Source organism: Teichococcus wenyumeiae (genome assembly GCF_003696345.1).
Classification (GTDB): Bacteria; Pseudomonadota; Alphaproteobacteria; order Acetobacterales; family Acetobacteraceae; genus Pseudoroseomonas; species Pseudoroseomonas wenyumeiae.
In genome coordinates, this window is sequence record NZ_RFLX01000034.1 from 1 (window position 1) to 13,562 (window position 13,562).

Genomic DNA, 13,562 nt, shown 5'->3' on the forward strand with positions numbered 1-13,562 from the left:
GGCGATGCCCGCAGCGGCTGGCTCAACATCCGCCAGGACATCGCGCATCTGCACGAGACCGGCGCCATCGCCAACTACGACCTCGGCGTGGCCGTGGACAATGGTCTGCTGCAATCCTATGCCGAGGCCACTGCGGCCGCCGGCTGGGGTGAGCCGCTGTCGACCAATGGCGTGACCCAATACATGCCGGGCGTGGGCGGGCGGGCCGATATCGGCATCACCACGCAGTCCAACACCGTCTGGCTGATGACGCAGGACATCCGCGCCGCCACCCATGCGCTGGGCCAGGCGGAGACCGCCAGCGCGGTGCCCTGGAACATGTGGGACGGCGCCAACGGCCGCTGGCTGAACACCGAGGACTACCCGAAGCTCTGGACCGACGGCCGCGGCGGCACCGGCACGCCGGGCGATGCCAGCTCCGGCGGGCTGACGCAGCAGGGCGACGACATCAGCGGCTGGACGCCAGAATCGGCGCATCAGCCGGACCTGTCCTTTGTGCCCTATATCCTCACCGGCGAGCGCTGGATGTTGGACAACCTGCAGGCGCAGGCGGCCTGGAACGTGGTGTCGCAATGGGCCGACATGCGCGGCGAGGACGGCAACCTGGTGGTGCCGAACAACCAGGTGCGCGGCTCGGCCTGGGCGCTGCGGCAGATCGACGAGGCCGCCTGGGCCAGCCCGAACGGCAGCGCCGAGCAGGCTTATTTCAGCAAGGTCTCGGAAGCCAACTGGTCCTGGATTGTGCAGCAGATCCCGAGCTGGACGGAGATGCAGGGCGAGGCGCATGGCTGGCTGCCGGGCGAATACGGCACCGTCGGGGCGCTGCCGCCGTGGCAGCAGGACTACTTCGCCTCCACCGCCATCGCGGCGGCGCGGCATGGCAACGAGGATGCGCTGACCTACCTGGAATGGGCCTCCAACTTCCTGGTCGGCCGCTTCCAGCACGAGGCCAATGGCTTCGCGGAGCATGACGGCGCCGCCTATCTGCTGGCGATCAGCGACCCGGCGACGGGGCGGGTGTTCAACACCTGGTCCGAGATCGGCGCCACCACCGCCTCCTACGGCTGGTCCAACGGGAATGGCTGGAGCCACTCGGAAGGCGACTACGTGCAGCTGGCGCTGGCGACGCTCTCGGGCATTGCCGAGCTGACCGGCTCGCAGGCGGCGGTGGATGCCTATCACGCGCTGCTGGCAGATAACCCGCCTTTCACCAGCGGCAATGACTTCTCCCGCGACCCCACCTTCGCCATCGTGGCGCCAGGTGAGGACAACACGCCCGTCTTCCAGATCCCGGCACCCTCGGTGCCCAGCGACACCGCCCCGCCGGTACATACGGCACCCGATGCGGCGCCTGACAGCAACCATGGCTCCGCGCCGGTGGAAACCGCGCCGGAAGCGCCGGCCGCCGGTCACCCGGCGGGCGGGGTGCCGCTGTCGATCGTGCTGGGTGGCGAGGCCTGGGAAGGCAACCCGCTGGCGGTGGTGCTGGTGGATGGCGTCGAGGTCTTCCGCGGCGAGGTGACGGCAAGCCACGCCCGTGGCGGCGCGGAGATCGCGTTGGGCCATGTGGCGGCGGGCGCCGATCATGAGGTGGTGGTGCAGTTCCTCAACGACGCCTGGGGCGGTTCCGAGGACACCGACCGCAACCTTTATGTCGAGGATATCCGCATCAACGGCGTCAGCACCGGCAGCACCGCCGCCCTGCTCGACAGCAACAGTGATGCGTCCTTCTCCATCACCGTGCCGGCCGTGCAGCCGCCGGCCGCGCCGGCCCCTGTGCAGCAGCCGGGCGAGGTGCCGCTGTCGATCGTGCTGGGTGGCGAGGCCTGGGAAGGCAACCCGCTGGCGGTGGTGCTGGTGGATGGCGTCGAGGTCTTCCGCGGCGAGGTGACGGCAAGCCACGCCCGTGGCGGCGCGGAGATCGCGCTGGGCCATGTGGCGGCGGGTACCGACCATGAGGTGGTGGTGCAGTTCCTCAACGACGCCTGGGGCGGTTCCGAGGACACCGACCGCAACCTCTATGTCGAGGACATCCGCATCAACGGCGTCAGCACCGGCAGCACCGCCGCCCTGCTCGACAGCAACAGTGATGCAGTCTTCTCCGTCGCGGCGACCACGGGGAAGGTGGGCGCGCCCGCCAGAAGCGTCGCCGCCTCTGACGGCCTGGTTGTGGCGCCGGTGGCGCAGCACGGCGATGCCGCGCCTGCCGAGGTTACCTTCTCCGGCACGCTGCACACCGACATGTTCTGGTCCCAGTCCAGCATTTCGGGCTTGGCGGCGCACCATGATGCGCAGACCGGCGGCAGCGGCACGCTGACCGGGGCCGGAGGCAGCCTGTCCTTCACGAATGTGGACGTGATCCACTTCGCCGACGGCCGGCTGGTCTTCGATGCGGCGGACCCGGCGGCGCAGGTGATGCGCCTCTACCAGGCCGTGCTGGGCCGCGAGCCGGACTCCATCGGCCAGGAACACTGGACCGCTGAGCTGCACAACGGCGCCTCGCTCTCCAACCTGGCTAACGGCTTCATGGGCAGCCAGGAATTCCACTCCCGCTTCGGCCAGTTGGACGATGCCAGCTTCATCGCCCGCACCTATGACCAGGTGCTGGGCCGGGAGCCGGACGCGGCGGGCCTGAGCGGCTGGCAGAATCATCTGGCGCATGGCATGAGCCGCGCCGAAATGCTGGTCGGTTTCAGCGAAAGCGCGGAGAACCGTGAGCACACCCAGGGCCTGCTGGCACATGGCCTCTGGGACGTGGACGACCAGATGGCGGATATCGCGCGCCTCTATAAGGCGGTGCTCGATCGTGCGCCGGATGCGGGTGGGCTGCAGTTCTGGGATGCCAAGGCCGATGGCGGCATGAGCACCGCGCATATGGCCAATCTCTTTGCCCAGAGCGACGAGTTCCAGGCACGCTTCCCCGGCGCCTCGGATGTCGACTTCGTGCAGATGGTCTATGCCAATACCCTCGGCCGCGTCGGCGAGGCGGCGGGTGAGGCCTTCTGGGTGGACCATCTGGCCCATGGCATGACGCGCGGCGAGGTGGTTGCCGGCTTTGCCGACAGCGTGGAATTCCTGCAGCTGAGCCAGCCGCTGACGGACCACGGCATCGTGCTGGGCTGAGCCGCACACAACAGACGCCCGGATGCCAGACCGGCACCCGGGCGCGTCTTCTTCCAGCATCCAGGGCGGGGCAACGGTTTCGTTGCTCCGCCCTGCTTATTTCAGCCGCCCCTGCGGGTGCCGCTGCCTTGCGGGCTGGCCTGCCTCTTCCGGTCCTGCTGTGCGGCGGGGTGGCTGCGGTAGCGCCGCCAGCCGGCCAGCAGGGTGGCAAGCTGGTCCGGCTGCGATGCGCCTTCCCGCCGCAGGCGCTGCAAGGTGTTGCGCAGCGCCAGGATCGGGTGGCCCTGGCCGAGATCGGCGCCCGTGGAGAGCGCCTTCAGAAAGATCTCGGCGGTTCCAGGGTCTTCGCGTTCCATCACATAGGCCCCATAGCCCATGACGGAGGAGCGGCCGTATTCCACCATGCGCCGTGCGAAGCTGCGCAGCTCGATCAGGCGGGGGTGCTGCGTCAGGATCTCGCGAATCTCCGCGGCGCCGGCACGCTTGTACTGGGTGTGGTCCGTCCGCCGTTCATATCGCCAAAAGAGATTGGCCATAGCGGTGGCCAAGCCCTGATCGCCGAAATCACCCGCTAGGCTTTCCGCCGCCGCGATGCGCTTGGGCTGGGTATCGTAGCTGGGCCCGGCCTCCTCCGGCAGGCCCCGCACCACCGGCGTCCTGATGCGGCCATCGGCGGCAATCACGGCCAGCAGCCGGTGCATGCCATTGAGCAACCGCCCGCTGGCGGAGAAGCAGATGGGCTGGGCATTCAGCATCCACCGCCCGCGCTGGATATCGGAAGCCAGGGCCTGCACATGCGCCGGGATGGGCTGCCGCGTCTGCCCGCCCTTGGCCAGGTAGCGCTTGGCGACGGCGCTATCGATGATCTCCATCTGCCAATGCTGCCCGTCCGGCACTGCCGCTCCTTCCTCGGGCGAGGGCGCGAGGGCAGTGAGCCCCTGGTAGCCCAGCAGGCATGGGAAGGCCTCGGGCGGCTTGCCACGCGTGGCGCGGTTGTTCCAGCTCAACCCCCGCAGCCGCTTGCCAGCCAGCATGGCGTTGAGGGTCTTGATCGCCAAGGCCAGCGGGCGCTCCCAGGAGGCCGCCGCGCGGTCACGCTGCAACTCCTGCAACAACAGAAGGCCGGGCTCATGGGCCGGGAACTGCCCGGGGGTTTCCAGCACATCGAGCAGCCGTTCCGTCAGTTCCGGGTCGGACTGCCGCCCCATGAAGATCAGGGTGCTGCGGGCTGCTTCCGGCAGCGGTGAGGAAGCGCGCGCCAGGCTGGCGGTCAGCGCCGCCTCGATCTCCGGGCAAGTGGACAGCATGCGCGTCAGCCGCACCCAGGCGGAAGGGCCGGCGTGGGGCCTGCCGAGCGCATCGGCATCATACTCCGCCAACCGCTGCAACAGGCTGGCAAGCAGGTGATGACGCGTATGCCCGTCCTGCTTCAGCAGGGCGGCGAGGCTGCGGCGGCGATGCTGGTCGATGGTGTGGTAGGCATCATCCGCCACGTTCTCAGCCAGATAGGTCCGGAGCGGGATGCCGCTTTCGGCGCAGGCGGCGAGGCGCTGCATGCCGTCCAGCAGCACGCCGGTGCGGGAGATGATGACGGGCAACCCGTTCGTCACCCAGAAGCCATCGCGCATGGCCAGTGCATAGCTCTGCACCGTTTCTTCCTGTCGCCGGCGGCTGGGATGGGCGCGGCGCAGCAGGTCCCGCGCGGTGGCAGGGGTCAGCGTGGTGATCCGCAAGCTGACGAGAGCAGGGAGCACACCGGGCGCAGCCGGCGTCGGGCCCCTTCCTTGCGTGGGAGAAGCATTGGGCAACATCGCGGCAGCGGCGTCGCCCCGACAGGATTGGGAAAGGGGGCTAACCATGCCCGGCACGGGTCCAGCGACGGCAGCATCGCGCCTTATTATTCAGCCTGATGCCGGGCTGATACACGCGATGATTGTAGTCACCGGCGTTGCCGGTTGCATGAGGGTACCCTCCCATATTGGTCACGCTCCTCCAGTTCTATGATTTTGCTGCAAAGATTTTGGGTTAACCGAGCCTGTGACGCTGGAAGCAAAGCTGAGAATTCAAATAGAACGTAAAAAAACGAGCATGTGCACAGGAGCTCCGACGTAGCGCATGTTCCGCCCAACATCCTGCATGATACGTAAACATTTTACGTGAACCGGACTGACAGGTTCTATCGTCCGGCTCCACCTTGGCAGGAGAAATGCCTTCTTTGGTGTAAAGTCTAATGACAATTCCTGGAGCGGAATTTTTCCGCACGGTCGAAAGCTTTCAGCGCACCAGCCCTTCAGTCCCATCCCGCTCGCGAAATGAGAGCTGGTATTGGTGTCGGAAAAGTTTACGGTTGTTGCCCATTGGGCCTTCTCGCAACCGCTGGATGGTGCTCGGGCAGCTTTCACGTCCTGTTTGTGCTCAGAGAGAATCGCTTAAGCGCATTATTCGTCCTCTGGTTGAGCGATTCGTGAGATTATTCAAAATATGAGTTGAGACAGCCCCTACGCTCTGCGCAGTTTCTTGCAAATGCTGTTCACGATTGTTTGTGAGGTAAGCGGCAAGGAAAAATCCGCGAAAAGAAGTATAGTCCGTCTGTAAGAAGATATCCTGACGCAACGTCTTTAGAAGACCATGAATAGGCATCATGTCATCGCTACCGCCTTCAACCGTGAGCGGAGCGGACGCATTCTTCACGCAGTGCCTGGAAGCGTGTTCGTTTGAGGGACGCCGTGTTCAAACATTGTAAGCTTTAGTAATCGATTGCCAAGCGGCAGGAGTTTGTCTCCGGTTTGTCCGAATTCGTCACGCTTTCGGCGACAAATCGCGCCCGCTTCAGGTGCATTCGAGTACCGCTGAGGCACCGACCTGCCCCATAAACCGCAACGTCCCTGCTGGGCCGATGTTTAATCTGCAGCGGTGCAGCAATCCTGCTGGAACGAGAGATGAATGGTGACGCGTACAAGGATGTCGCGCTGTGGCCCTATGCCTTTGGCCAAGGATCCTTACGTCGTGCCAGAACATCTGCATGTTCCGGCTTGCTAACAAACGCCTCTGCTGATCCCCCCCCCTTTACTGACCTTGCTTTGGGAACTCTGCCGTGAAGATGCGCAATCCATCGACCCCTGACACTGCCGTCGGCCGTGAGATCCGCCAGTATCGTCGCGCCGCTGGTCTGACACAGAAGCAGGTCGCCGATATAATCGGCGTGACCGGTGCTCAGTTTCATCGCTACGAGACAGGCGCGACGCGGATCACCGCCAGCCGGCTGATCGCGATCGCGAATGCTTTGGGCGTGCGGGCCGATACGCTGCTGGCCGCTGCTTCCTCCGCGGACATGGAGCAGCCTGCCGCTCCTGCCAGCTCCAGCCAGGAAATCGTCGAACTGGTGCAGATGTTCGGCAGCATTGTCGATCCGCGCCACCGCAGCGCGCTGGTGGCAGTGGCCCGCATGATGACATCCCCACAGGCACTCCGCCCGGTGCCGGAGGAGAGCGTCTAACCACCGCGAAGCCGCGCGACAGAGCGCGATGAGGCACACCGGGAGGTGCGGCCTCATCGCGGCGAGGATCACCTCCGGCCCTGCGGGGCGCATAAAGGCTTTGCGGGCGCGGGTCGATCCTCAAGGCGTGTCACGCCATCAGGGGTGCTAACTGCCCAGCAGTGCTGATCTCGCGCTGCGCCGCATCCGGGCGCCATCAACATCCTCAGGCGGCGCAAGGTGACTTCCATGGGGAGCCTCTCCCCAGTGCCGCGTCGGGAGCCTGTGCTGGCCGGCGGCGCCAAGACCAGTTGCTGGGCGGTCGACCCAAAGCATGCGATCCGCAGGAACGCATTCACCTTCAGCCTGGATTCATGCAGCTCGCATCATCGTGCGTGCTGCGTGCACGGCTTCTTCAAAGCACTGCCGGCCGCCCTGTCCACAGGATCATCCGGCATGGGGGAAGTGCTGCCGCGCTTCCCCCTGACACGAAGCATCGCGAGGCATAGGCAACGCAGGGCGTCACCGCCAGACCATACTGGACACGGTGCCGGTGCGGGGTGTCCGGTGGCGACAGGCACGCTCGATCAATGCCGCATGGGCCTGGAACATCGCCTCCTGATCGTAGTCCCGGTGCGCCTTGGCATGATTGGCCAGGCCCAGCCGCGCGCGGAGCGTGGCATCCTGCAGCAGCGGGCGCATGGCCGCGGCCAGTGCTGTGTCGTCCTTGGCGGCGATGTGGGGCTGGTTCTCCGCTGAAAGCATTGCGCGGATATCGCCCGCATCGGTGGAGGCTATCGGCAGCCCCGAGGCCATGGCCTCCAGCACCGAGAAGGGCATCTGCTCGGTATCCGAGGACAACACGAAGAGGTCCATGGCCCGATAAGCGGCGGCAGGGTCCGTCAGATGGCCCGCGAAGCGCACGGAGGCCCCGAGGTCCAGTTCCCGCGCCAGCGCTTCCAGCTTCGGGCGCTCGGAGCCATCGCCGAAGATCACCAGCCGGAAGGCCAGACCTTCCCGCCGCAGCAGGGCGGCGGCGCGCAGCAGGCGGCCCAGGTTCTTCTCGACCCGCAAGGCGGCGACGGTGCCGATCACCGGGCCATCGCCCGGCAGGCCGAGGTCAGCCGCCTGGCCTTCCGGGTTGAAGCGGGCAAGATCGAGGCCGTTCGGGATATGGTGCAGCCGCGATGGCGGCAGGTGCCAGGTTTCCCGCGCCGCCCGCAGCAGAATGGTGGAGGGCAGCACCACCGTGCTGCGGCGGAGCGCGATGCGCCGCATCATCATGCGGCGGGGGAACTGGCCGCCGGCCTCCTCGGGGCCGAAGCCATCCTCGGTATGGATATGCGGCAGGCCCGGCATGGCCAGCCGCGCCAGTGCCCATTCGATGCTGCCCCAGTTGCTGGTCACCAGCAGGTCCGGCTTCAGCCGGTGCAGCAGCCTGCCGATATTAACCATGGCGCGCGGCAGCGATTCACCCTTGCGGGTGGGGGAGGGCAGCATCTCCAGCGGCACCTCCGGCGCGATGCGCTCCAGGCAGGTATCCCCGCCATCCAGGGACACCACCGCATGCCGCCAGCGTGCGCCGAAGCGATTGGCGATCGCGGCGAAGCGCACCTGCGCCCCACCGACATTGAAGGTGGGATAGACGTGCAGCAGCAACGGCGCGTTCATTCGGCGGCCACCGGCAGGCCGCCGCGCAGGCGGGACATCTCGCCGGCCGCCAGGGCCAGCACCTTGCGCGCATTGCCGGCCCAGGTCAGGTCGCGGCGGGTGATCTCGGCCCGCGCGGCCTCGCCCAGGCGCTGGCGCAGGGTGGCATCCTCGTCCAGCCGCAGCACCGCCTGCCACATCGCCTCGGGGCTTCCAGGGTCGAAGAGCAGGGCGGTCTCCTCGTGCCGCAGCACTTCCCGCAGGTTGGGCTGGTCCGGCGCCACGATGGCGCGGCCGGCGGCCATGTATTCGAACACCTTCAGCGGCGAGGCATAGGCCACCGAGGCGGGCTGCAGGGCGATATCGAAGCCGCTGATCAGCCCCGGCACGGCATCGCGCGCCGCCAGCCCGGTGAAGGTCACACGCTCGGCGATGCCCAGTTCCGCCGCCAGCTTTTCCAGGCCAGGGCGGGCAGGGCCATCGCCCACCACTTTCAGCGCCAGCGGGTGCTGGCCGCGATAGGCGGCCATGGCGCGCACCACATGGTCCAGCCCGTGCCAGTCCCGCACGAAGCCGACAAAGCCCAGCACCAGCGGCCCCTCGGCATCCGCCGGACGCGCGGCCATGGCGGGAAATTCCTCGGGATGGATGCCGTTGGGCACGACGGTGATGCGCTCATCCGGCACGCCGGCGGCGCGGATCTTATCGGCCAGCACTTCCGTCACCGGCAGCACGCGGCTGGCGCGGCGCCAGGCCAGGCGCTCCAGCGCCGCGGCGGTGCGGCGCAGCGCGAGGTTGCCGAAGCGGCCACGCTCCTCCGCCAGCGGCGCGTTCACCTCCAGCAGCAGCGGGATGCGCCGCTGCGCCGCCACCACCGTGCCGGCGAGGTGGAAGAGATTGGCGCGCTCATAGATCACGTCGGGCTGGAACTCGGCGGCGGCGCGGGCCAGGCGCAGGGTGGCGGGGCCGATATAGGCCATCTCCGCCGCTTCCCCGACCCAGGCCGGCAGCTTCTCGCGCAGCAGGCCGACCATGCGGCTGTCGCCGCCGAGGTCGGTGTTGTCGTAGCTGGCGGGGCCCACCACGCGCACCTCGTGGCCGGCCGCGCGCATCGCCGCCACCATGGCGTCCAGATGCACGCCCTGGCCGTCGCGGGACGCGATCCGGTGGCTGTACAGAATCTTCATCCCTGGCGTCTCCGAGCCTTCTCAATCCATTGCAGGGCCTGCCTGCGTCCATGTCCAGCGGTCTGCCGCGCCAACGCCAGCAGCCCGGAGGGGCTGCGCAGGTCGGCCAGCAGCAGGCCAGTTCTTTGCCGCCGCTGGCTGACCCAGAGCGGCTTATAGGCATCGTCGCCCCGGCCGAAATCCAGCGCCGCGGCCTTGTCCTCGTCGATCACGCCGCGCGCCATCAGTGCCGTCAGCACCGTGCCGGGGGAGGCCGCGCGGGCATCCTCGACATGCGCCAGCTTCAGCAGCGAGGCATAGCCGCCCGAAACCATCCAGTACTGCGCCGCCAGCGGCTGGCCATCCAGGTCGCGCAGCACGCCCAGCCGCAGCGCGCCGGCGCTGGCAGCCGCGCGCATCAGCGCCGCGTCGAAGTCGGGGAAAGGCTCCCAGGGCTTCCAGCTGCGCGCCCGCACCGCCTCATAGGCACGGATGCCGTTTTCCAGCGCGAGCCCGGGTTCGCGCAGCAGCTCGAAGCGGCTTTCGCGCCCGGCGCGGGCCAGCTTGCGGCGGATGGTGGCGCGCAGGGCGGAGGGGCGCGCGGCGAGATAAGCCTCCCAGCCCGCGCCCGGCTCCAGCGGCTGCCACCAGTTGCCGAAATGGTCGAAGCGCAGCGGCACCAGCCCGGACTGCCGCAGCCCGGCCAGCAGTTCCTCCAGCCCCGGCGCCTCGGCATCCAGCGTATCCAGCCGCGCCGGGCGCCCGCCGCGCAGCAGGCGGCCCAGGGCGAGGCCGGCTTCGCGCATCGCGGCACCAGGCGCGGGCAGGGGGCGCCATGTCAGGGTATAGGGCGTGACAAGGCTGCACAGCCGGCCATCGGCCTGCCGCAGTAGCGGCAGCAGCACGCCCTTTTCACCACCGGCCAGCGCCAGCACCGGCCGGGTGCCGGCGGGCAGCGCATGGCCCAGCACGGTGTCGTACCAGAGGCGGCTGGAGAAGACATCGTTGCCACCCGGCGGGCACAGGAACCGGTCGCACCAGCCGGGCAGGCCGGCTTCGGGATGCGGCAGTGGCAGCAGGCCCTCGGCCAGGGTGTCAGTCGCGGATGGCATAGACCAGCCTCCCCAGCCATTCCCGCATGGCGAACCAGCTTTCAGCCAGATGATCAGGCCGGGGCAGCAGGTCCGACCATTGCGGATCGATGCTGCGCGCCGGCCGCACCGGGGCTGGCACCGCCTCCAGCCCGGCACGCTGGAAAGCGGCCAGGGCGCGGGGCAGGTGCCAGGCATGGGTCACCACATAAGCCGTGCCGATGCCGGCCTGGTGCAGCATGGCGGCGCTGAGGACGGCATTGCCCCGGGTATCCGGCGCCTGCGCTTCCACCCACTGCACGGGGGTGCCGAAATCCTCCTGCAGGCTGCGGGCCATCATGCTGGCGATGGGCGGCGCGCCGGTGGACAGGGGGCCGCCCGTCACCAGCACCGGCAGGCCGGTGCGCCGATGCAACGCGGCGCCGGCGCGCAGGCGCTCCAGCGTCATCGGCCCGATATCCGGATGGTCGGGCGCGCCGGCCATCTCGGCGCCCAGGATCACGATGGCGCCGGGCGGCGTGCCGCCCACAGCCTGCGCCGGCGCGGAGAGGGGCACTTCCCGCTCCAGCGAGGCCATCAGCCGCCCGGAGGCGGAGGGCGTGGCCAGCAGCGTCACGCCAACCACGGCCACCGCCGCCCAGAACCCGCCCGGCCGCCAGCCGCGCCAGGCCAGCATGCCGAAGAGCAGGCCGGCCAGCACCAGCAGCAGCGGCGGCAGCAATAGCGCCGTCAGCACCTGCTGCAGCATCAGGGTCATGTCGCCGGTCACGATATCCGGCTCGCGGGCACCACCGACGGGCCGGCGGGCAGGATATGCGGCAGCTTCTCCAGCGGCCCGCCCGGCGGTCCGCCCGCCGTGGCGGCGGCGCCGAAGCGCACTTCCTGCCAGGTGGCGCTGCGGCCACCGACTTCCTCGCGGAAGAAGGTGTAGAACTCGTCCAGCCAGTCCAGGAAGCGGTCGCGCTGCGCCAGGTCACGGACATAGGGCGTGTTGCCCGGCTCCAGCGACGGCGAATGATAGGTCAGGGTGAAGACCCGGTGGCCATGCGCCAGCATGTGCCGAACCAGACGCTTCGCTTCCGGCACCGTCATGCCCTCCGGCGTCAGCCGGATGCGCTCCAGCAGCCCGAGGCGGGACAGCGCCCCCGCCACGCGCCGGCGGCGCCTGCGCGGGTGGAAGACCAGGGAGGCCAGCCGCTCCTCCCGCCAGCCGGCGAGGCGTCCGACCAGCGCGGCGGAGACCGGGATCTCCATCAGCGTCCGCTCCTTGTCCACCCAATAGGGGCCGGGGGAGCTGGCCCAGGCGCCGGGTTCGTCGTAGCGGGCGGGCGTGGGCCAGCAGGGGGCGAGGCTGCTGTCGGCCAGATAGCCGAGCGACTTCAGGATATCGGCCGTGCGCGGCCCGAAGCCATAGCGGCCGGTGCGGTAGATGCGGGGCACGACGCCCAGGTTCTCGGCGATCGCCTCGGTCAGCTGGCGCGCCTTGGTCAGTTCCAGCGCCACCGGCAGGTTGCCGGCATAGCTGTTGCGCTCGCAGACATCCTCGGTGAAGGGCGGCGTGACCCAGGGATGCATCTGGGAGCCGATGTCGCAGAGCCCGTCCTGCAGCAGCTCCCGCAAGGGGCCGCAGCCGGCATCCTGGGCCACCACAGGGTAATCCGCCATGTAGAGCGGCACCACGCCATGCCGGGCGAAGACACGATGCGCCAGATACTGGCTACGCATCGAGGTCACGTCCGCAGCGGCGCGGGAGAAGGCGTCGGACCAGTCGAAGGCTTCCTCGGCATCGACGGTTGTCAGCAGCAGGGGCGCGGGGTCCGGCGCCATGGCCACCGGCATATGGAAGCGACGGTCGGAGATGGAGGCGGTGCAGCGCAGCCCGGTCGGCGGTGCCTCCGGCTCCTCGGCGATGCGGCCAGCGAAGCCGTAGATGCCGAGATAACGTGCCGCCACCTGCCGCATGCTGAAATGCTTGGTGGCCATCTGCCGCGCCGCCGCGCCGATCCGCCGCCGCAGCGCCGGGTCGCCCGCCAGCCGGTCGATGGCCTGGACGAAGCCGGCCTGGTCCTGGAAGAGGAAGCCTGTCTGGCCATCCAGCCTGGCGTCGTCGTTGACAGCAGGCAGGTGGCGCGCCACCACCGGCAGGCCATGCGCCATGCCTTCCGCTACAGTGGCGCCAGAGCCCTCCAGCCGGGAAGCCGAGGCCAGCATATCGGCGGCCTCGAAATAAGGCTGAAGGTCCGGCTGTTCTCCCAGAAAGAAGACGGCCTTCTCCAGGCCGGCCTGGGCCATGGCCTGCCGCAGGCCGGAGGCATAGTCTGCCTCCAGCTCCGGCCCCACCAGCAGCAGGCGCGCGCGCGGGTGGCGGGCCAGGATGGCGGGCATGGCAGCGATCAGGAAGCGCGGGTCCTGCAGCGGGCAAAGCCCGCCAGTGAAAAGCAGCACCGGGTCCTCGGCGCCGATCCCCAGCTCGGCACGGATGCGCGCCCGCGCGCCCGGCACGGGCTGCGGCGGGGTAATGCCGGGGGGCACCAGATGGCAGCGCGCCGGGTCTATGCCCGCCTCGCCGGCTTCACGGAGCAGCCCGGGGCTGCTGCTGACCAAGGCATCGAAGAGCCGGAAGCCCCGCCGGGCCAGCGGCCGCAGGCTGGCGCGGTACAGCCCCGCCAGCGCCGGCGCGCCCTCATCGGGCGTGGCGGAGATCACCAGCCGCCGCCCCGCCAGGGCGGACAGGAGGTAGGTCAGGAAATACCAGTCCGCATGTTGGCGGACATGCACGGTGTCGTAGTGGCGCAGGTTGCGCAGGAACCACCAGGTGAGGGCGAGCTGGTGCGCCACCCTGCCCATCGGCCTGCCGGAAAGATAGGCCACCCGTGGCAGGGTGGAGCAGGGGGCGGGCGGCTCGGCCGGGCGCGGCTTCTCGGTCACCAGCAGGTCGTGCTCGACCTCCGGTGCCAGTTCCTGCATCACGGCGGAGGAGCGTTCCAGAAAGGCGCCTTCCCCGTTAAAGGGGGGGCCATAACGCTTGAGCACGTGCAGAACGCGGCGCTTGCTCAT

At 68.7% G+C, this 13,562-nt stretch carries 8 protein-coding genes; 2 read left to right on the plus strand and 6 right to left on the minus strand.

The features are described 5' to 3' along the window. A partial coding sequence (locus EBE87_RS23435; RefSeq protein ID WP_122140190.1) for a DUF4214 domain-containing protein occupies positions 1–3,123 on the plus strand: 3,123 nt, incomplete at its 5' end. Between the two features lie 101 nt (positions 3,124–3,224). Here EBE87_RS23435 and EBE87_RS23440 read toward each other — a convergent pair. Next, complete coding sequence (locus EBE87_RS23440) at positions 3,225–4,877, minus strand: ParB N-terminal domain-containing protein (protein WP_120639985.1); 1,653 nt, start codon at positions 4,875–4,877, stop codon at positions 3,225–3,227. A gap of 1,346 nt (positions 4,878–6,223) precedes the next feature. Between EBE87_RS23440 and EBE87_RS23445 the strand changes: the two genes are divergently transcribed. Beyond that, on the plus strand, positions 6,224–6,619 hold the full coding sequence (locus EBE87_RS23445) for a helix-turn-helix domain-containing protein (RefSeq protein WP_233553363.1): 396 nt from the start codon (positions 6,224–6,226) through the stop codon (positions 6,617–6,619). 501 nt (positions 6,620–7,120) lie between these two features. Here EBE87_RS23445 and EBE87_RS23450 read toward each other — a convergent pair. From EBE87_RS23450 to EBE87_RS23470, 5 genes are read right to left on the minus strand one after another with little or no spacing between them, the layout of a single operon-like run. Beyond that, positions 7,121–8,269 (minus strand): glycosyltransferase family 4 protein, encoded by a 1,149-nt coding sequence (locus EBE87_RS23450; protein WP_120639987.1) that lies wholly within the window; start codon positions 8,267–8,269, stop codon positions 7,121–7,123. Further along, positions 8,266–9,435, minus strand: a complete 1,170-nt coding sequence (locus tag EBE87_RS23455) for a glycosyltransferase family 4 protein (RefSeq protein WP_120639988.1) — start codon at positions 9,433–9,435, stop codon at positions 8,266–8,268. Before EBE87_RS23455 ends, EBE87_RS23450 begins: the two co-directional genes overlap by 4 nt. Further along, positions 9,432–10,526 carry a GNAT family N-acetyltransferase gene (locus EBE87_RS23460; RefSeq protein WP_120639989.1) on the minus strand — a complete coding sequence of 365 codons (1,095 nt, stop codon included), beginning with the start codon at positions 10,524–10,526 and terminating at the stop codon, positions 9,432–9,434. The genes EBE87_RS23455 and EBE87_RS23460 overlap by 4 nt, the downstream gene beginning before the upstream one ends. Further along, entirely contained in the window at positions 10,510–11,274 is a 765-nt protein-coding gene (locus EBE87_RS23465) for a YdcF family protein (RefSeq protein ID WP_120639990.1), read from the minus strand. The genes EBE87_RS23460 and EBE87_RS23465 overlap by 17 nt, the downstream gene beginning before the upstream one ends. Beyond that, positions 11,271–13,562 (minus strand): glycosyltransferase, encoded by a 2,292-nt coding sequence (locus tag EBE87_RS23470; RefSeq protein ID WP_158600986.1) that lies wholly within the window; start codon positions 13,560–13,562, stop codon positions 11,271–11,273. The genes EBE87_RS23465 and EBE87_RS23470 overlap by 4 nt, the downstream gene beginning before the upstream one ends.